Source organism: Micromonospora sp. NPDC002717 (assembly GCF_040295705.1).
Taxonomy (GTDB): domain Bacteria; phylum Actinomycetota; class Actinomycetes; order Mycobacteriales; family Micromonosporaceae; genus Micromonospora.
Map to the genome: position 1 here is coordinate 47,153 of NZ_JBEOVW010000011.1, position 17,992 is coordinate 65,144.

16 protein-coding genes, 1 tRNA gene and 1 pseudogene are annotated in these 17,992 nt (G+C 72.6%); 11 read left to right on the top strand and 7 right to left on the bottom strand.

Annotation, left to right across the window (positions count from 1 at the left end):
- Positions 1 to 71: 71 nt before the first annotated feature.
- The gene (locus ABT006_RS18165) at positions 72 to 413 is read left to right on the top strand and encodes a hypothetical protein (protein ID WP_350707739.1); all 342 of its coding nucleotides are present in this window, start codon (positions 72 to 74) and stop codon (positions 411 to 413) included.
- 59 nt (positions 414 to 472) lie between these two features.
- Here ABT006_RS18165 and ABT006_RS18170 read toward each other — a convergent pair whose 3' ends face one another.
- Positions 473 to 1,123 carry a hypothetical protein gene (locus tag ABT006_RS18170; RefSeq protein ID WP_350707741.1) on the bottom strand — a complete coding sequence of 217 codons (651 nt, stop codon included), beginning with the start codon at positions 1,121 to 1,123 and terminating at the stop codon, positions 473 to 475.
- Positions 1,124 to 1,349: 226 nt separating this feature from the next.
- Between ABT006_RS18170 and ABT006_RS18175 the strand changes: the two genes are divergently transcribed.
- Positions 1,350 to 1,979 carry a copper resistance CopC family protein gene (locus ABT006_RS18175; protein WP_350707743.1) on the top strand — a complete coding sequence of 210 codons (630 nt, stop codon included), beginning with the start codon at positions 1,350 to 1,352 and terminating at the stop codon, positions 1,977 to 1,979.
- Between the two features lie 73 nt (positions 1,980 to 2,052).
- On the opposite strand, the gene gltX is transcribed toward ABT006_RS18175, so the two are convergent.
- The 3 genes and pseudogenes from gltX to ABT006_RS18190 form a co-directional block, all read right to left on the bottom strand.
- A complete protein-coding gene (gene gltX, locus ABT006_RS18180; RefSeq protein ID WP_350707745.1) occupies positions 2,053 to 3,462 on the bottom strand; it encodes a glutamate--tRNA ligase in 1,410 nt (469 codons plus the stop codon).
- 49 nt (positions 3,463 to 3,511) lie between these two features.
- Positions 3,512 to 4,790 (bottom strand): annotated as a pseudogene (locus ABT006_RS18185) (MFS transporter).
- A complete protein-coding gene (locus tag ABT006_RS18190) occupies positions 4,787 to 6,118 on the bottom strand; it encodes a GH1 family beta-glucosidase (RefSeq protein WP_350707747.1) in 1,332 nt (443 codons plus the stop codon). The pseudogene ABT006_RS18185 and the gene ABT006_RS18190 overlap by 4 nt, the downstream one beginning before the upstream one ends.
- Positions 6,119 to 6,305: 187 nt before the next feature.
- Between ABT006_RS18190 and ABT006_RS18195 the strand changes: the two genes are divergently transcribed.
- Complete coding sequence (locus ABT006_RS18195; RefSeq protein ID WP_350707749.1) at positions 6,306 to 6,755, top strand: SRPBCC family protein; 450 nt, start codon at positions 6,306 to 6,308, stop codon at positions 6,753 to 6,755.
- Between the two features lie 137 nt (positions 6,756 to 6,892).
- Here the strand turns inward: ABT006_RS18195 and aceE are convergent, their stop codons facing one another.
- A complete protein-coding gene (aceE, locus tag ABT006_RS18200; RefSeq protein WP_350707751.1) occupies positions 6,893 to 9,631 on the bottom strand; it encodes a pyruvate dehydrogenase (acetyl-transferring), homodimeric type in 2,739 nt (912 codons plus the stop codon).
- A 213-nt stretch (positions 9,632 to 9,844) separates the two neighbouring features.
- On the opposite strand from aceE, the gene ABT006_RS18205 reads away from it, so the two are divergent.
- Both ABT006_RS18205 and ABT006_RS18210 read left to right on the top strand, forming a co-directional pair.
- Positions 9,845 to 10,108 carry a hypothetical protein gene (locus ABT006_RS18205; RefSeq protein ID WP_350707753.1) on the top strand — a complete coding sequence of 88 codons (264 nt, stop codon included), beginning with the start codon at positions 9,845 to 9,847 and terminating at the stop codon, positions 10,106 to 10,108.
- 140 nt (positions 10,109 to 10,248) lie between these two features.
- Positions 10,249 to 10,653 carry a YjbQ family protein gene (locus ABT006_RS18210; RefSeq protein ID WP_350707754.1) on the top strand — a complete coding sequence of 135 codons (405 nt, stop codon included), beginning with the start codon at positions 10,249 to 10,251 and terminating at the stop codon, positions 10,651 to 10,653.
- A gap of 59 nt (positions 10,654 to 10,712) precedes the next feature.
- On the opposite strand, the gene ABT006_RS18215 is transcribed toward ABT006_RS18210, so the two are convergent.
- Complete coding sequence (locus tag ABT006_RS18215; protein ID WP_350707756.1) at positions 10,713 to 11,297, bottom strand: NADPH-dependent FMN reductase; 585 nt, start codon at positions 11,295 to 11,297, stop codon at positions 10,713 to 10,715.
- Between the two features lie 94 nt (positions 11,298 to 11,391).
- Between ABT006_RS18215 and ABT006_RS18220 the strand changes: the two genes are divergently transcribed.
- From ABT006_RS18220 to ABT006_RS18245, 6 genes are all read left to right on the top strand, one after another.
- Positions 11,392 to 11,874 carry a MarR family winged helix-turn-helix transcriptional regulator gene (locus tag ABT006_RS18220; RefSeq protein WP_350707758.1) on the top strand — a complete coding sequence of 161 codons (483 nt, stop codon included), beginning with the start codon at positions 11,392 to 11,394 and terminating at the stop codon, positions 11,872 to 11,874.
- 51 nt (positions 11,875 to 11,925) lie between these two features.
- Positions 11,926 to 14,403 carry a transketolase C-terminal domain-containing protein gene (locus ABT006_RS18225; protein WP_350707760.1) on the top strand — a complete coding sequence of 826 codons (2,478 nt, stop codon included), beginning with the start codon at positions 11,926 to 11,928 and terminating at the stop codon, positions 14,401 to 14,403.
- Positions 14,404 to 14,513: 110 nt separating this feature from the next.
- Positions 14,514 to 14,951, top strand: a complete 438-nt coding sequence (locus ABT006_RS18230; RefSeq protein ID WP_350707762.1) for a DUF3052 domain-containing protein — start codon at positions 14,514 to 14,516, stop codon at positions 14,949 to 14,951.
- Between the two features lie 80 nt (positions 14,952 to 15,031).
- On the top strand, positions 15,032 to 15,499 hold the full coding sequence (locus tag ABT006_RS18235; RefSeq protein ID WP_091104391.1) for a peroxiredoxin: 468 nt from the start codon (positions 15,032 to 15,034) through the stop codon (positions 15,497 to 15,499).
- An 80-nt stretch (positions 15,500 to 15,579) separates the two neighbouring features.
- Positions 15,580 to 15,651: transfer RNA gene (locus ABT006_RS18240), tRNA-Val, on the top strand.
- A gap of 294 nt (positions 15,652 to 15,945) precedes the next feature.
- On the top strand, positions 15,946 to 16,860 hold the full coding sequence (locus ABT006_RS18245; RefSeq protein WP_350707764.1) for a hypothetical protein: 915 nt from the start codon (positions 15,946 to 15,948) through the stop codon (positions 16,858 to 16,860).
- A gap of 274 nt (positions 16,861 to 17,134) precedes the next feature.
- On the opposite strand, the gene ABT006_RS18250 is transcribed toward ABT006_RS18245, so the two are convergent.
- Positions 17,135 to 17,992, bottom strand: an 858-nt coding sequence (locus ABT006_RS18250; RefSeq protein ID WP_350707766.1) for a peptidoglycan DD-metalloendopeptidase family protein, incomplete at its 5' end; no start/stop codon positions are given.

The following is a 17,992-nucleotide window of genomic DNA, read 5'->3' on the forward strand; positions in this document are numbered from 1 at the left end:
CGGTGCCGGCCAGTACGGTGACAGGGCACGTCGGGCGACCCCGGCGGGCGTGGCGAGCGTGAGGAGACCGGATGGCGCACGGGGAGGCCGAGCACGGCTGCGCCCAGGGTGAGCCCTGCCGGACGGGCCACCACGACCAGCAGGCGGCCGCCAAGCATCACCGCCGGCTGCCCGGCGGGTTCCCGGCCCATGCGCCGGAGCCCCCTGGTCGTGCGGCGGAGCGCGCCGACGAGGACGCCCCGGTGCCCCGGCAGCGTGCCGCCGAGGCGGCCCTGCCCGGCGAGGTCGAGCCGGCGGCGGCGCAGGGCTGCCGCAGCGACCTGCCCGGTTGGGCCGGCGCGCACCGGCACGGCCCGGTCCGCCCCCGGCACCGTGTCGTCCGCCGGGAGCGACCGCCACGCCGCTGGTGCTGACCCCACGGGGGCGCGTGGCACGAACGTCCCCGCTGGCGCGGGCCAACGACGTGCGGCCGTCAGCGGGTGCGGCGGCGGACCAGCAGCGCGATCCCGGCGAGACCGGACGTGATCACCAGCACCACCGCCACGTTGAGCAGCAGCAGTCGCTGCAGCTCGCCGAGGGCCTCGTCGATGTCCTTCGCCGGGTTGAGCGCGTCCTCCGGGATGACCCGCTCGCCGCCGCCGACGCCGCCGCTCACCGTGTCGAACTGCCGCTCCAGCGGCACACCGGCGGTGCGGAGCGTCTCCGACATGCTGAGCCGGCCGAGGAACCACCCCGCGGTGGTCTTGCGGGAGTCGGGCTGCTTGGCGGGCCGGTAGACCCGCGGCCCGCCGACCGCCTTCGGGTAGAGGTCGTACGTCTGCTTCGGAACGTCGCCGGCGAACACCACGACCGTGTACTTCGGACCGAGGTCGGCCGCCTTCGGGCCACGGGCCTGCCCGGTGCGGCCGAGGAAGTTGACCTGGTCGACGACCGCCACGACGTGTGCCGGGTGGGCGTCGGCGTGCAGCCGCAGCGGCTCGGCCAGGCCCTCGCCGGTGATCTCCACGCCGGCGGGCGGCGGCTTCGGCGCCGCCTTCGCCGCCCCGGCGAGACCGAGCGACAGGACCGTCGCCGCGAGCCCGCCTGCCACCACAGCGACCAGTCGCCGCATCGTCCGGACCATCGCCGCCTCCTCGCCCCGCTCGATGGATGGCTTGCTGCAGGTCACGCGTTGCCTGGCCGACGGAGTGACCGAACCCGCACACATCGGGTGCCCACTCTCAAGACTCCGCAGAACGTCGATCGGTTGCAGCTCGTGGAACAGTAATTGGAACTATCTGCGATCTGGGCCCGACTAATGAGCGGCAGCCGTTGATCAGCGGGCGGATCGTACCCTTACGGAGGGGTTCATGGGGGGCAGGGTCCCACGCGCGGTACGCACCTGGCCAGTGGTGGTCGGCGTGGCGCTCGGTGTGTCGCTGGCGCTGCCGGCCGCGCCGGCTGCCGCGCACAACTCGCTGACCGGCAGCGATCCGCGCAACGGCGCCCGGGTGGCCGAGGCGCCGACCCGGATCGAACTCCGGTTCCTGGCGAAGCCCGACCCGGGCACGACGAAGATCACAGTCACCGGGCCGGACAACGTGGCCGCGTCGGGCGGCCCGCCGACCTTCTCCGGCTCCCGGGTCAGCATCCCGTTCACGCCCGGCAGGGCGGGGCTGTACGTCGTCGGCTACCGGTTGGCGTCCAGCGACGGGCACCCGGTCTCCGGCGAGGTGCGGTTCACCCTCACCACCGGCACCCCCGCCGAACCGCCCCCGTCGACCGGTCCGACCCCGCCGGCGTCGGCCGTACCGTCGCCGACCGGCTCCGCGGCGCCGACCTCGGCCGCGCCCGTCCCGACGGGCGGCGGCACGACGGCGGCTGCGGTGCCGACGGCCGGGCGCAGCGAGGACGCGGCGGGGCGGGGCTGGCTGTGGGCGCTCGGCGGCGCCGTGGCGCTGGCCGCCCTCGCGGCGGGCCTGTTGCTCCGCCGCCGCTGACCGTCACCGGCCCGACGGCCCGGCGCCCGGGCCGGTCGGACCGGCCCGGGCGCTGACGGTACGTCTGTCGAGGTCAGACGAGGCGGACCCGGGCGGCCCGCAGCCGGCTCAGGGTGCGCTCGCGGCCGAGCACCTCCAGCGACTCGAACAGCGGCAGCCCGACCGTGCGGCCGGTGACCGCGACGCGCACCGGCGCCTGGGCCTTGCCGAGCTTGAGGCCGCGCTCGGCGCCGACCGCCTCCAGCGTCGACTTCAGCGTCTCCGCGTCCCAGGACTCCAGCCCCTCGAAGGCCGCCGTGGCCGCGTCCAGCAGCTCCGCCGAGCCCTCCTTCATCGCCTTGGCCCAGGCGGCCTCGTCGACCAGCGGCGCGGCGAGGAAGAGGAAGTCGACGTTCGGCACGATCTCGCTGAGCACCGCGATCCGGGTCTGCGCCAGCGGGGCCACGGCCGCGAAGGCGTCCGCGTCGAACTCCTCCGGCTGCCACGGCGGCGGGGCGATCGTGCCGGTGCCGGTCAGCCACGGCCGGCAGGCCTCGACGAACTCCTCGACCGGCAGCGCCCGGATGTACTCGCCGTTGAACGCGCGCAGCTTCTTCTCGTCGAAGAACGCCGGCGAGGGGTTGACCTCCGCCAGCCGGAACTCCTCCTCGATCACCGACCACGGGACGATCTCCCGGTCGCCGGAGGGCGCCCAGCCGAGCAGCATCAGGTAGTTGCGCATCGCCGCGGCGAGGTAGCCCTCGTCCCGGTACGCCTCCAGGGCCACCTTGTCCCGCCGCTTGGAGAGCTTCTGCCGCTTCTCGTTGACCACCACCGGCACGTGCGCCCAGACCGGCGGCTTGACGCCGAGGGCGTCCCAGAGCAGCTGCTGCTTCGGCGTGTTGGGCAGGTGCTCCTCGGCCCGGATCACGTGGGTGATCCCCATGGTCATGTCGTCGACCACGTTGGCCAGCAGGAACACCGGCGAGCCGTCGCCCCGGGCGATGACGAAGTCCTCGATCAGCTTGTTCTCGAACGTCGGCTCGCCGCGGATCAGGTCGACCACCACGGTCGCGCCCTCATCGGGCGTGCGGAAGCGCAGGGCACGGCCCTCGCCGGGCGGCAGGCCACGGTCGCGGCAGAAGCCGTCGTAGCCCTGGTACTGCGAGCCGGTGCGGGCCTGCACGGCCTCCCGGGTGCAGTCGCAGTAGTAGGCCCGGCCGGACTCGTACAGCCGGGCGGCGGCGGCCCGGTGCTCGCCGGCGTACTGGGACTGGAAGTATGGGCCCTCGTAGCTGCCGCGCTCGATGCCGATCCAGTCCAGCGCCGAGAGGATGCCCTCGGTCCACTCCGGCTTGTTGCGCGCCGCGTCGGTGTCCTCGATGCGGAGCACGAACACCCCGCCCTGCTGCTTGGCGTAGATCCAGTTCTGCAGCGCGGAGCGGGCGCCGCCGACGTGGAACATACCGGTCGGGGAAGGGGCGAAGCGTACACGTACCGTCACGCCCCCCAGCCTACGGCGGCGCGCGACCGGATTCGGCCAGGGGTACGCCTCAGGGCACCGAGCGGATCTTCAGCACCAGCACGCTGCCCAGCACGGTGACCGCGGCGGTGACCGCGTAGAGCGCCGGATAGCCGCCGAGGTGCACCACGAGCGGGGCGGAGATCGCCGGCCCGAGCACCTGCGGGGCCGAGTTGGCGATGTTGATGACCCCGAGGTCCTTGGCCCGGTCCGCCGCGGCCGGTAGCACCTGGGTGATGAGCGCGGCGTCGACCGACAGGTAGACCCCGTAGCCGGCGCCCAGCAGCAGCGCGGCGGCCACCGCCACCGGCCAGACCGGCGCCACAGCGAGCAGCAGCGCGGCGACGGCCATGATTCCGCCGGCGGTGATCACGAAGACCTTGCGCCGGCCGGAGCGGTCCGACAGCCGGCCGGCCACCACGGCGGTGGCCGCCAGGCCGGCCGTGTAGAGCAGGATCAGCACCAGCAGGCCGCCCTCGGGGTCGGCGTGGCGCACCTCGTCGGTGAGGAAGTAGAGCAGGTAGAGCGTGCCGAGCGCGTTGCCGAGCTGGACCAGGAACCGGGTGATCCAGGCCCAGCCGAAGTCGGGGTGGCGACGGGGCGACACCCACATCGCGGCGAGCAGGGCGCGCGGTCGCAGCGCCGGGCGGTGCGCCCGGGGCAGCGGGTCGTCGGCGGTGAGCAGCGCGAACGGCAGGGACAGCAGCAGCACCGCGGCGGCCACCGCCAGGTAGCCGGCGGCGGTGCCGGTGACCAGTGCGGTGACCAGCACCACCCCGAGCACCAGCCCCAAGGCCTGGGGGATGCCCACCCAGCCGGAGACACCGCCCCCGCTGGGCGACGGGCACCCGGTCCGGCACGGCGGCGGTCAGGCTGGCCAGCATCGCGTTGAAGCAGACCTGGGCGGCGACCCAGCCGAGCGCGACCCCGGCGACGGTGCGTTGCTGGGCCAGCAGCACCAGGGCCGCCGCGCCGAGCACCGCGCCGCCGGCGGTCCAGACGTGCCGGCGGCCGAACTCCCGCCCGGCCAGCCGCGGGCAGGTCCGGTCCGACAGCGCCCCGGCGAGGGGGTTGGCGAGCACCGCGGCGAGCGCGCCGAACCCGGTGACCACCGCGAGCATGGCCTCCTTGTCCGCCGGCGCGATCCGTTCCACCTGCTGCGGCAGCAGCACCTGGATCGGGGTGAAGAACGCCATCCAGACCCCGAGGTTCGCGGCGAAGACCAGCGCGACCCAGCTCCGCCGGACCGGCACGGTCGGTTCGGCGAGCGCCGCCGGCAGCGACCCGGGCGTCGGGTCGACGGTGGTCACGGCCGGCTGATCAGGTCGCGGAACCAGGCGTACGAGGACTTGGGCGTACGGGCCTGCGTGTCGAAGTCGACGTGCACCAGGCCGAAGCGCTTGGTGAAACCCTCCGCCCACTCCCAGTTGTCCAGCAGGGACCAGACGAAGTAGCCGGTCACGTCCACGCCGTCGGCCATCGCGGCGCGCACCGCGCGCAGGTGCCCGTCGAGGTACGCGATCCGTTCCGGATCGTGCACCCGGCCGTCGGCGTCGGGCACGTCGTCGTACGCGCAGCCGCTCTCGGTGACCTGGATCGGCGGCAGGTCGTCGCCGTACGTGCGGTGCAGCCAGCCGAGCAGCTCACGCAGCCCGTCGGGGGCGACCGGCCAGTCGAACGCGGTGCGCGGGTACCCGTCCAGCGGCACCAGCTCGAACGGCAGCGGCGAGCCCTCGTCCGGGGCGCGTACGCCGGTCGGGTTGTAGTAGTTGACCCCGAGCACGTCGATCGGGGCGGCGACGACGGCCAGGTCACCGTCGCGCACCACGGTCTCGTCGAAGCCGAGCCCGACCGGGTAGCCCCGGCCGAGGAGCGGGTCGGTGAAGAGGCGGTTGTGCAGCGCCTCGTACGCCGCGCCCGCCGCCCGGTCGGCGTCGCTGTCGCCGGCCGGCCGCACGGGCGAGTAGTTGTTGGCGATGGCGACCGGGCTCGTGGTGCGTGCCCGCAGCGCCGCGACGGCGAGGCCGTGGCCGAGGAGCTGGTGGTGGGCGACCGGGAACGCGTCGAAGAGCAGCGTCCGCCCGGGGGCGTGCTCGCCCGTGCCGTGGCCGAGGCTCATGTGGATGAACGGCTCGTTGAGGGTGATCCAGAGCTTCACCCGGTCGCCGAGGCGGGCGGCGGTGGCGTCGGCGTACTCGGCGAACCGGTGGGCGGTGTCCCGGGCGAGCCAGCCGCCGGCGTCCTCCAGGGGCTGGGGCAGGTCCCAGTGGAAGAGGGTGGCGACCGGGTCGATGTCGTGGGCCAGCAGGTCGTCGACCAGGCGGTCGTAGAAGTCCAGCCCGGCGGCGTTGACCGGACCGTCGCCGGTGGGCCGCACCCGGGGCCAGGCGACGGAGAAGCGGTACGCCGAGACGCCCAGCCCGGCCAGCAGCGCGACGTCCTCCGCGTGCCGGTGGTAGTGGTCGCAGGCCACGTCGCCGGTGCTGCCGTCGGCGATGCGGCCGGGGTCGTGGGCGAAGGTGTCCCAGATGGACGGGCCGCGCCCGTCCTCGCCGACGCCGCCCTCGATCTGGTAGGCGGAGGTGGACACTCCCCAGCGGAATCCGGCGGGGAACTCGGGCATCGCTGCGGTCGACATGCGCCCTCCCGTCGTACGTGAATCGTGTTCGCGACTCTAGGGGTCGGCCGGGCGATGCGCCATAGGCCGTACGACGCCGTGGCGCAATGGATTTCGGCGTGTCTTTTTCCGAACCCGTCCAGGTACGTCCAAATTTGCGCATAGAGTGCCGATATCGTGGGATGTCCTCACTGGAGGAAAGACGGAAATGATCCTCGTGGAACGCAGTGCGCACGTGATGGCGCCAGTGGAAGCGGTCTGGAACGTCGTGCAGCGGGCCGAGCAGTTGCCGGCCTGGCTGGCGGGGGTCCGTGCGGCCGAGGTGCTCTCGGGAGAGGGCTTCGGGCGGCGACAACTGGTCCAGGCCGGCCGTGGCGCGGCGCATGAGGCCGAGGTGATCGCCTACCAGGAGCCGACCCTGATCGGCTGGCGCGAACGCGCCAAGGGCGCCGGTGCCCGGGCGGAGGCGCGCACCGAGATCTACGTCCAGCTCACCGCCGACGACGAGGAGGAGGGCGGGACGATCGTGCGGCTCATCGTCGTCCGGTGGCCCGCCGGTCCGGTCAAGGCGGCCCTGCTCCGCCTCGGCCTGCGCAGGGTCGGCGCCGACCTGGAGGACTCGCTCGCCCGGCTGACCGACCTGGCCGCCGTCGGCTGACCGGGCCGGTCCTGGCGTCGCCCGCGCGACGATGGTGGCCCGGTGTCCCCGCCAGGGACTCCGGGCCACCACCGTTCGTCCCCCAGGCACGACGAAGGGCCCGGCGCGGATGCGCCGGGCCCTTCGTCGCGGACGACCTAGCTGTCGCCGCCGGTCTCGCCGACCGGGGCGGCGTTGACGTCCTCGATGGCGTACTTCTTGGCCGCCTCGGCGGGGACGTTCGCCGGCACCGCGCCGCGCAGGGCGAGCTGCCGCAGCGTCGCCACCGCCACGGACTCGGCGTCGACGTGGAAGTGCCGGCGCAGGGCGTGCCGGGTGTCGGACATGCCGAACCCGTCCGTGCCGAGCGAGGTGTAGTCCCCGGGCACCCAGCGGGCGATCAGGTCCGGCACCGCGCGCATCCAGTCGCTGACCGCGACCTTCGGCCCGTCGGCGTCGGCCAGCTTCCGCGCCACGTACGGCACCCGCTGCTCCGCGCCCGGGTTGAGCAGGTTGTGCTCCTCGCACTCCACCGCGTCGCGGCGCAGCTCCGTCCAGGAGGTCACCGACCAGACGTCGGCGGCCACGCCCCAGTCCTGGGCGAGCAGCTGCTGCGCCTTGAGCGCCCACTGCATGCCCGTGCCGGAGGCCAGGATGTTCGCCTTCGGGCCGTCCACCTGCGGGGCCGGCGCGTAGCGGTAGATGCCCTTGAGGATCCCCTCGACGTCCACGCCCGCCGGTTCCGCCGGCTGCAGGATCGGCTCGTTGTAGACCGTCAGGTAGTAGAAGACGTTCTCCTGGGCGTCGCCGTACATCCGGTGCAGGCCGTTCTCCAGGATGTGCGCGATCTCGAACGCGAACGCCGGATCGTACGCGACCACCGCCGGGTTGGTGGCGGCGATCAGGAGCGAGTGGCCGTCCTCGTGCTGGAGCCCCTCACCGTTGAGCGTGGTGCGGCCGGCGGTGGCGCCGAGCAGGAAGCCCCGGGCCATCTGGTCGGCGGCGGCCCACAGCCCGTCGGCGGTGCGCTGGAACCCGAACATCGAATAGAAGATGTACATCGGGATCATCGGCTCGTCGTGCGTCGCGTACGACGAACCCGCCGCGGTGAACGAGGCGACCGAGCCGGCCTCGTTGATGCCCTCGTGCAGGATCTGCCCGCCGGTGGCCTCCTTGTACGACAGGAACAGCTCCCGGTCGACGGAGGTGTAGCGCTGGCCGTGCGGCGAGTAGATCTTCTGCGTGGGGAAGAGCGAGTCCATGCCGAAGGTGCGGGCCTCGTCCGGGATGATCGGCACCCAGCGCTTGCCGAACTCCTTGTCCTTCATCACGTCCTTGAGCAGGCGGACGAAGGCCATGGTGGTGGCCACCTTCTGCTTGCCCGAGCCGCGCTTGACGTCGGCGAAGCGCTCCGGGCCCGGGATGGCCAGCCGCTTGCTGCCCGGCCGCCGCGACGGCAGGTAGCCGCCGAGCTGCTGGCGCCGCTCCTTGAGGTAGGCGATCTCGTCGGACTTCTCGCCGGGGTGGTAGTACGGCGGGAGGTAGGGGTTGTCCTCCAGCGCCTTGTCCGGGATGTCCAGGTAGAGCCGGTCGCGGAAGGTCTTCAGGTCCTCCAGCGTCAGCTTCTTCATCTGGTGCGTGGCGTTGCGGGCCTCGAAGTGCGAGCCCAGCGTCCAGCCCTTGATCGTCTTGGCCAGGATCACGGTCGGCTGGCCGGTGTGCTCCATCGCCGCCTTGTAGGCCGCGTAGAGCTTGCGGTAGTCGTGCCCGCCCCGCTTGAGGTTCCAGATCTCGTCGTCGCTGAGGTCCTCGACCATCTTGCGGGTCCGCTGGTCGCGGCCGAAGAAGTGCTCCCGGACGTACGCCCCGGACTCCGCCTTGTAGGTCTGGTAGTCGCCGTCGGGCGTGGTGTTCATCAGGTTGACCAGCGCGCCGTCGGTGTCCGCCGCCAGCAGCGGGTCCCACTCGCGGCCCCAGACCACCTTGATGACGTTCCAGCCGGCGCCCCGGAAGAACGCCTCCAGCTCCTGCATGACCTTGCCGTTGCCCCGCACCGGACCGTCGAGCCGCTGGAGGTTGCAGTTGATCACGAAGGTGAGGTTGTCCAGCTCCTCGCGGGCGGCCACGCCGATCGCGCCGAGCGTCTCCGGCTCGTCCATCTCGCCGTCGCCCAGGTACGCCCATACGTGCTGGTCCGAGGTGTCCTTGATGCCCCGGTGGTGCAGGTAGCGGTTGAACCGCGCCTGGTAGATCGCGTTCAGGCCGCCCAGGCCCATGGAGACCGTGGGGAACTCCCAGAAGTCCGGCATCAGCCGCGGGTGCGGGTACGACGGCAGGCCGCCACCCGGGTGGGACAGCTCCTGGCGGAAGCCGTCGAGCTGGTGCTCGGTCAGCCGCCCCTCGAGGAACGCCCGCGCGTACATGCCGGGGGAGGCGTGGCCCTGGTAGAAGATGTGGTCGCCGCCGCCCGGGTGGTTCTTGCCCCGGAAGAAGTGGTTGAAGCCCACCTCGTAGAGGGAGGCGGAGCTGGCGAAGGTGGAGATGTGCCCACCGACGCCGATCTCGGGGCGCTGCGCCCGGTGCACGAGCATGGCCGCGTTCCACCGGACGTACGCCCGGATCCGCCGCTCCACGTGCTCGTCACCCGGGAACCACGGCTCGCGCTCCGGCGGGATGGTGTTGATGTAGTCGGTGGTGGTCAGCGACGGCACCCCGACCTGGCGCTCGCGGGCCCGCTCCAGCAGGCGCAGCATGACATAGCGGGCGCGCTTGGTTCCGCGCTCGTCGATGACACCATCGAGCGACTCGACCCATTCGCTGGTCTCTCCAGGGTCGATGTCCGGAAGCTGGCTCGGCAGACCAGCGGTGATCACCGGGCGCTTGCGTTCCGTAGCCACAGGCGTTCCCTCGGTTCTGTGTGGGATAGGTCTCTAGCGTCATCCTGCCCCCTGGTGGCACCCGCCGTCACGCCCACCGCCCCGAGACGCGACGCTGAACACAGGTACCCGTCGGTAACTTTCTGCGACCGGCGGTCCCGCCCGGTCGCCCCGGCGTTCCGGACCGCCGGTCGCCCACCGGGCGGACTTGTCCGGCCTCCCTACCCTGCCGGCATGAGATGGCGACCGGTGGTCCTCGGCGGGACGATGACCGCCGTCGGGGTGGCCGGCACGGCGGTCGGCGGGGTGGCCGGCTGGCTCGTGTCACCGGGCGCGTTCATGATCGCGGCGCTGGGCGCGACCCTGGCGCTGCTCGGGGTCGGGCTGATCCCGGGACGCGCGGCGGCCGCGTGGCCGGCACCGCCCTCAGGGCGCGGCAGCGGGGTCGCTGTACGCCGGCCCGAGCGGGGACGTCGGCGCGGAGTACGGCGACCGTGACTACGGCCGGGACGGCGGGTCCGGCGGTGGTTGGTGGAGTGGGGGCGACTCCGGTGGCGGCTGGTCCGGTGGGGCGACTCCGGTGGCGGCGACTCCGGTGGCGGCAGCTTCTGACCCGGCACTACGGCAGAATGCGACGTATGCGCAGTGAGGTGATCACGGTCCAGACCGGGTCCCGGCCGGCCGTCCGGGACATCACGGCGGAGGCCGAGCGGTTCGTCGCCGGTCAGGGCGACGGCCTGCTGCACGTCTTCGTGCCGCACGCCACGGCCGGGCTGGCGCTCATCGAGACCGGCTCGGGCTCCGACGACGACCTGCTCACCGCGCTCGACGACCTGCTGCCCACGGACGACCGCTGGCGGCACCGGCACGGCTCGCCCGGCCACGGGCGCGACCACGTGCTGCCGGCGTTCGTCCCCCCGTACGCGACGCTGCCCGTGGTGGACGGGCGGTTGGCGCTGGGCACCTGGCAGTCGCTCTGCCTGGTCGACCCCAACGGCGACAACCCCACCCGGACCGTCCGGTTCTCCTTCCTCCCCGGCTGACCGCCCCGCCCCGCACCGGGGCAGGGGGGCGGTGCCGGGTGGGCCTTCCGCGTCGCCGGTCAGGCGGCGGTGGCGAGCTGGGTGACGCGGACGCGGGTGACCAGCGCGTCGAGCAGGCCGCGGAGCAGCGCCTCGGTGGTCTCGTCCTTGACGGTGCCGTCGAGCGCCAGCTTCTCGTGCGCGTTCGTCACGATGATCTCCGGCTTGCTCAGCACGGCCGAGTCGGTCCAGAGGAAGAGCTGCCGGAGCTGGAGCTGGGCCCGTACGGTGCCCATGCCGGTCGGCGCCGCGCCCATGATGGCCACCGGCTTGTGTGCCAGGGGCGACACCCACGAGGTGATCGGGAAGCTCGGTCGGGACGCCCAGTCGAGCGCGTTCTTGAGCACGCCGGGCACGCCGTAGTTGTACTCCGGGGTGGCGATGAGCAGCGCGTCCGCCGCCGCGATCCGCTCCCGCAGGTCGGCCACGGGCGCGGGCGGCTCGGGCTCGACGTCCTCGCTGAAGGGCGGGATGGCGCCGAGGTGCTCGTACCGCTGGATGGTCATGCCCTCGGGGGCGAGGCGCTGCGCGGCCCGGATCAGCGCCGTGTTGAACGACGCGTCGCGCAGGCTGCCGGAGATGGCGAGGACCGAGAGGTCGGACATGCGGGAACTCCTCCGTCGGGTGCTCATCGCGATTTGCGTGAGCTGCTCGATAGTAGAGCTGCTCAACTATTGAACCGCAAGTAGGATGTGAGGCATGGCGCAGCACACCGACCTCCCCGCCCGTCCCGCTCCGGGCGACCGGCCCGAGCTGGCCGGCGACGTGGTGCGCCGGATCATGCACGTCGCCTCCGCGATGCGGCACCACCAGGACGTCGAGGTCGGCGCGCTGGGGCTCACCCCCGCCGCCGCCCGGGCGCTGCACGAACTCGACCCCGACCGGCCGCTGCCGGCCCGGGACCTCGCCACGGTCCTCGGCTGCGACCGCTCCAACGTGACCGCCCTGGTCGACAAGCTGGAGCAGGCCGGGCTGGTCGAGCGGCGGATCGACCCGGCGGACCGGCGGCAGAAGACGCTGGTGGTGACCGACGAGGGCCGGCGGGTGCGGGCCCGGGTGCGGCAGGTCATGTCGGACTCCCGACTGCTCGCCGGGCTCACCGTCGACGAGCTGGCGAGCCTGCGCGAGCTGGTGTGGAAGGTCTCCGACGGCGGCTGCCCCGAGTCGTGCGGCGACGCCTGAACCGCCCCGCGTCGTTCGTGTCCGGGTGGGCGAGTCGGGCGCTCGTCGGTAATGCTGTCGGACGTGACCACCCCGCAAGATCTCGACGACCGGTTCCGGGAGGCGCTGGCCGCGCTGGCCGCCCCGCACCAGCCGCGTGACCCGGCGCGGCCGGTCACCGACGACGCGACGCTCACCGGCGCCCGGGTGCTGGACCTCTTCGACGCCCAGGTGACCAGCCGCCAGCTCGACCTGGCGGGGCGCTGGCTGCGCAGCTTCGGCGAGGGGTTCTACACGATCGGCTCCGCCGGCCACGAGGGGAACGCCGCGGTCGCCGCCGCCCTGCGCGCCACCGATCCGGCGCTGCTGCACTACCGCTCGGGCGCCTTCTACTGCGTGCGCGCCGGTCAGGCCGCCGACGCCGCCCGACCCGACCCGGCCGACCGGCCCGACCGGCCCACCGACGCCGACCCGGCACCCCCCGACGACGCCAGCCGCGCGGACGAGCCCGGCCCGGAGGAGCCGGCCGGCACGCCGCCGACCGCCGGGGCCGCCGCGGACCGGCCGCTCCCCCCTGGGTACGCCGAGGCGGCCCGCGACGTGCTGCGGGGGATGGTCGCCTCCAGCCGGGAACCGATCGCCGGCGGGCGGCACAAGGTCTTCGGCCGGGCCGACCTGGCCGTCGTCCCGACCACCTCCACCATCGCCTCGCACCTGCCCCGCGCCGTCGGGATGGGGCTGGCCGTGGAACGCCTGCGCCGGCTGGACACGGCCGGCCGGCGCGCCGGGGAGGGGGTGCGGGTCGGCAGCGGCGGGGGAGCGGCGCACGCGCCCTGGCCGCCCGACGCCATCGTGGTCTGCTCGTTCGGCGACGCCTCGGTCAACCACGCCAGCGCCACCGCCGCGTTCAACACCGCTGGCTGGTACGACCACACCGGCCTGCGCATCCCGGTGCTCTTCGTCTGCGAGGACAACGGCCTCGGCATCAGCGTCCGCTCCCCGAAGGGGTGGGTGGAGACCGCGCTGCGGTCCAGGCCGGGCATCCGCTACTTCGCGGCCGACGGCGGCGACCTGGTGCGGGCGTACGAGGTGGCGGCCGAGGCGGCGGCCTGGGTCCGCCGGCACCGGCGCCCGGCCGTGCTGCACCTGTCGACGGTGCGGCTGATGGGGCACGCCGGCGCGGACGCCGAGACCGCGTACCGCGGCGCCGACGAGATCGCCGCCGACCTCGACCGGGACCCGCTGGTCGGCACCGCGCGGCTGCTGGTCGAGGCGGGCTTCGCGTGCGGCGACGAGCTGCTGGCCCGCTACGACGAGATCGGCTGGCAGGTGCGCCGGATCGCCGAGGAGGTGCTGGACGAGCCGAAGCTCGCCGCGCCGGCCGAGGTGGTGGCGCCGCTGGCCCCCCGCCGGCCGGTGCGGGTCGCCCGCGCGGTGGCGGACGCGGCGGCCCGGGCCAGCGGCCCCGGCGCCGGGGCGCGGGCGGAGGCGTTCGGCGGCAAGCCGCCCGAGCTGACCGGCCCGCTGACCCTGGCGCAGAGCATCAACGCCGCGCTCGCCGACGGGATGCTCGACCACCCGCAGATGGCCGTGTTCGGCGAGGACGTCGGGGCCAAGGGCGGCGTCTACGGGGTGACCAAGGGGCTGCGGGACCGGTTCGGCGCGGCCCGGGTCTTCGACACCCTGCTCGACGAGACCTCGATCCTCGGGCTGGGGCTCGGCGCCGGGCTGGCCGGGATGCTGCCCGTGCCGGAGATCCAGTACCTGGCGTACCTGCACAACGCCGAGGACCAGGTGCGCGGCGAGGCGGCGACCATGCAGTTCTTCTCGCAGGGGGCGTTCCGCAACCCGATGGTGGTGCGGGTGGCCGGGCTGGCGTACCAGGAGGGCTTCGGCGGGCACTTCCACAACGACAACTCGGTGGCCGTACTCCGGGACGTGCCGGGCCTGGTGATCGCGGTGCCGGCGCGGCCGGACGACGCCGCGCCCATGTTGCGCACCTGCCTGGCCAGCGCGGCGGTGGACGGCAGCGTCTGCGTCTTCCTGGAGCCGATCGCGCTCTACCACACCCGCGACCTCTACGCCGACGGCGACGGCGAGTGGCTGGCCCCCTATGCCGAGCCGGGCGCGTGGACCGGCGGGCACGTGCCGATCGGGCGGGCCCGGGTCTACGGGGTCGGCTCCGCCGAGGACGTCACGATCATCACATTCGGTAACGGGGTGCGGATGTCGCTGCGCGCGGCGGCGACCCTCGCCGACGAGGGGATCGGCGCCCGGGTGGTGGATCTGCGCTGGCTCGCCCCGCTGCCGGTGGCGGACATCATCCGGGAGGCCGCCGCGACCGGCCGCGTGCTGGTGGTGGACGAGACGCGCCGGTCCGGCGGGGTGGGCGAGGGGGTGATCGCGGCCCTGGTCGACGCCGGATATGTCGGGGCGGCGCGGCGGGTAGCCGGAGTTGACTCGTTTGTACCATTAGGTCCGGCGGCGCGTCAGGTTCTGGTCTCCGAGGAAGCAATTACCCAGGGTGCCCGTACGCTGCTGGCACGGTAAATTCCGTTCCACCCGGTGCGCCACTTGCGCGGGGAGCCACAACTGTGTGGACTTGCCTGACGGCGTCGCACGACGCCGCCAGCAGGGATGAGATGAGGAGGCACGCGACAGTGAGCGCGACCGCTGGTCAGGCCGCCGACGGGGTACGCAGCCTGGCGGACCGGTTCGGGATCGAGCCGGGGATGGTCGTCATGGAGATGGGGTACGACGACGACGTCGACCAGGATCTCCGGGACGCCCTGACCGACCGCTGTGGAGAGCTGGTCGACGAGGACACCGACGAGGTGGTCGACGCGGTGCTGGTCTGGTATCGCGACGGCGACGGTGATCTCTTCGAGCTCCTCGTCGACGCCCTCGGCCCGCTGGCCGACAACGGTGTCGTGTGGCTGCTCACGCCCAAGGCCGGGCGCGAGGGGCACGTCGAGCCGAGCGAGATCGCCGAGTCCGCGCCCACCGCCGGCCTCCAGCAGACCTCGACCGTCAACGCCGGCCGGGACTGGAGCGGCGCCCGCCTCGTCCTGCGGCGCGGGGCCAAGGCCAAGAAGTAGGCGCCTCTGTGGCACCCGGCGGAGCCCACCGCCGGGTGTGGCAGGCTGGTGCCCATCCGACCCCATCCTGAGGAGCTCGCATGCCGATCGAGGTTGGCGCCGAGGCGCCGGACTTCGTGCTCAAGGACCAGAACAACCAGGAGGTCCGGCTCTCGGACTTCCGCGGCAAGCGCACCGTGCTGCTGGTCTTCTACCCGCTCGCCTTCACCGGCATCTGCCAGGGTGAGCTGTGCGAGGTGCGGGACAACCTCAACGAGTACGTCAACGACGACGTCCAGGTGCTCACCGTCAGCGTCGACTCGGTCTACGCCCACAAGATCTGGGCCGACCGGGAGGGCTACCAGTTCCCGCTGCTGGCCGACTTCTGGCCGCACGGCGCGGTGGCCCAGGCGTACGGCGTCTTCAACGACGTCGCCGGCATCGCCAACCGGGGCACCTTCGTCATCGACAAGGCGGGCGTGGTGCGCTTCGCCGAGATGAACATGCCGGGCGAGGCCCGCGACCAGCAGGGCTGGCGCAAGGCCCTGGCGGAGGCCGTCGCGGCCTGACCAACCGGGCACACCGTACGACCGGGCCGGCGGGTGGCAGGGTAAGCTTGCCAGCCTCCGGCCCGCCGTACGGGCGTTCCGGGCGCGTAGCTCAGTGGGAGAGCACTCGCCTTACAAGCGAGGGGTCGCAGGTTCGAAACCTGCCGCGCCCACCCAACACCTTCATCGCCGACGTTGGCCCGAGATCTGCGTTGGCGAGTCACGGTCCGTGGTGGTTGCGGTAGGCCATCGCGCCTTCCATCGACCCGGGCGAGCCGAGCAGGTCCCGCCCGACCCGCCAACGTCCGTACGTGGGTCAAGGTCCGCTTGGCGTGGCGGGCCGGGCGGCGGTCCGCTCCCCAGACGGGCGGGTCGATGGCATACAGGATGCAGCGGCTGATCTCTGTTCGGCCACGACGTCGGCTCGTGGACGGACGTGCCCTTCCGGGGCCTTTAGCATTCGCCGCATGTCACGCACCGGCAACCTGCGATGGCTCGTCTGGATCTTGGGCCCTCTGGCGGTGGCCGTGGCCCTGCTGGCCCAGTTGATGGTGGCGGTGTGGGGCGATCTCCTGCGGTTCGACCGAAGCTTCTGGGCCGGGCTGGACGGGGAGTGGCTTAACCTGTTGGCCACCATCACCGGCCTCGCAGCCCTGACGTCAGCACTCGGCGGCCTGGTGGCTTCCCGCTTGCTGTCCGGCGTGGTGAGGCGACTTGGCATCATCGCGTTGGTCGCTGCGGCGGGTCTGACCTCTGTTCCGTTCCTTCGCGGGAGGGCCGCCGACGCCCGTGACGTCAGCCTGGCGATTGGTGGGCCGGAGACGTCCGTGACCATCGCCCTGGCCGCCGGGCTCGTGTTGGGTGGCCTCACTGCTGGGGTCTTCCATGCCCGGAATGGACGTGCTCTGGCCACCGGCCTGGCGGTCACCATCGTCGCGGTGTGGGTGTTGGCCGCAGTTGCGACCAGGCTGCCGGTTCCCAAACTCGGACCCGCCGTTCAAGCGCCTCCGATCGGGATGCCCAGCGACATCTTCAGGACTGGCGAGTTGAAGCTGCTCGGCTGGCTTTCAATCCTTCCGGTTCCGTGGGCAGTGATCGGAGCCGCCTCAGCGATCGCCGCTAAGCGTTTCGCCGCTAGCCGAGCGACCGTCGTGCTCAGCGGCGTGCTCGGGGCAGTACTCGTTTCCCTCTCTTATTTCACGGCTCGTCCCAGCGGCGGCCCCTACACGGCCCACTCGACTGTCCAGAACGGTGCGTACGGCTACGCCCTCATGCTCATCGGTGGAGCACTCCTCGGAGCCACCCTTGCCAGCCGCGTCTCTGTCTGGGGCACACAGGAGCGCACCAGACAGCGTGAAACGTCGGCAACCAACCGCGAATAACGCGAGCTGAAGAGGGGCGCTGGCCAGGCGCCAGAGATAGCAACGGTGACAGCAACAGGGTCAAACGGGTGGGGCGAGGCCGGACAGCTGCGGAACGCTGGACGTCAAAGACGTGCACGGACCCCGCTGGACGGAGCGCCCAGAACTTACAAGCGAGGGTCGCCGGTTCGAAACCTGCCGCGCCCACCCATCACCACCAGGACCGACGCCGGCCCGAAGGGGCGCGGAGGCACCGGCAGGAACCTGGCGAGGACCAGCTCGCGCCCGGCGGCGGTCAGGTGACGTTGTCCGATGTCACGGACGCCCCGGTCGCCGGCTGCTCGCAGTTCGCGCCGAAGGTGTGCGCCACGGACTGGCCCCAGTCCGTCGAGTCGGCCTGCACCTGGAAGTGCAGGTGCGGTGCGGTCGATCGGCCCGTGTTGCCGGAGAGCGCGATTGCCTGCCCCTGCGTCACCTGGTCGCCCACGTTCACGAGCACACCGTTGGCCTGGATGTGGAAGTACCAGCTCGTGAATCCGCCGGCGTGGCGGAGCCGTACGGCGTTGCCCCAGTTCTGCAGACTCCCGTTCGGGAACGGGGTGTTAGCCGGAGTGGTCGGCTGGTTCGGGTCGTAGGTCGTCGTCAGGTTCTCCTGGAGCCACTCGACGGTACCTTCGCGGGCGGCGCGGATCTCGGTGCCCGCAGGCAGGTCGAAGTCGAAAGCCCAAGATTGGCTGCCATTGTGGGAGCCGGCGGGGTTGTTGTTTCCTTGTCCAACTCTGTGAGCGACCCCGCCCTTCCACGGGTACCGGTAGGCGCCAACCGGATCTTCGGCGAGGTCGAGGCACGCAATCCTGAGCCCCTGCTGGAAGTACGCGCCGTCCTCGGTCCTGAAGTCGACAACGTGTCGCCGCGAACTCCACCACTGGGTGCCGTCCCCCGGACGCCACACTGCGGCGAGCCGCCCGTTATCGGTCGTCAGGGTGCCGAGGCGCAGCCCTTGGGCGAAGTAGGTCCGATCCCGGGCAGCGAAGTCGTCGCCCGACATGCCCCAGTGCACCCATTGTGTGCCGTCGCCGGGGCGCCATACGGCGGCGAACTTTCCGTCCTTGATGACGAGGGTGGTGATGCGGAGTCCTTGTGGGAAGTAGGT

What these genes read in the sequence shown, in the direction of transcription:
- ABT006_RS18165 (WP_350707739.1), top strand. Translation starts at nt 72, where the DNA reads ATGGCGCACGGGGAGGCCGAGCACGGCTGCGCCCAGGGTGAGCCCTGC.
- ABT006_RS18170 (WP_350707741.1), bottom strand. Translation starts at nt 1,123, where the DNA reads ATGGTCCGGACGATGCGGCGACTGGTCGCTGTGGTGGCAGGCGGGCTC.
- ABT006_RS18175 (WP_350707743.1), top strand. Translation starts at nt 1,350, where the DNA reads ATGGGGGGCAGGGTCCCACGCGCGGTACGCACCTGGCCAGTGGTGGTC.
- ABT006_RS18190 (WP_350707747.1), bottom strand. Translation starts at nt 6,118, where the DNA reads ATGTCGACCGCAGCGATGCCCGAGTTCCCCGCCGGATTCCGCTGGGGA.
- ABT006_RS18195 (WP_350707749.1), top strand. Translation starts at nt 6,306, where the DNA reads ATGATCCTCGTGGAACGCAGTGCGCACGTGATGGCGCCAGTGGAAGCG.
- ABT006_RS18205 (WP_350707753.1), top strand. Translation starts at nt 9,845, where the DNA reads ATGAGATGGCGACCGGTGGTCCTCGGCGGGACGATGACCGCCGTCGGG.
- ABT006_RS18210 (WP_350707754.1), top strand. Translation starts at nt 10,249, where the DNA reads ATGCGCAGTGAGGTGATCACGGTCCAGACCGGGTCCCGGCCGGCCGTC.
- ABT006_RS18215 (WP_350707756.1), bottom strand. Translation starts at nt 11,297, where the DNA reads ATGTCCGACCTCTCGGTCCTCGCCATCTCCGGCAGCCTGCGCGACGCG.
- ABT006_RS18220 (WP_350707758.1), top strand. Translation starts at nt 11,392, where the DNA reads ATGGCGCAGCACACCGACCTCCCCGCCCGTCCCGCTCCGGGCGACCGG.
- ABT006_RS18225 (WP_350707760.1), top strand. Translation starts at nt 11,926, where the DNA reads ATGCTGTCGGACGTGACCACCCCGCAAGATCTCGACGACCGGTTCCGG.
- ABT006_RS18235 (WP_091104391.1), top strand. Translation starts at nt 15,032, where the DNA reads ATGCCGATCGAGGTTGGCGCCGAGGCGCCGGACTTCGTGCTCAAGGAC.
- ABT006_RS18245 (WP_350707764.1), top strand. Translation starts at nt 15,946, where the DNA reads ATGTCACGCACCGGCAACCTGCGATGGCTCGTCTGGATCTTGGGCCCT.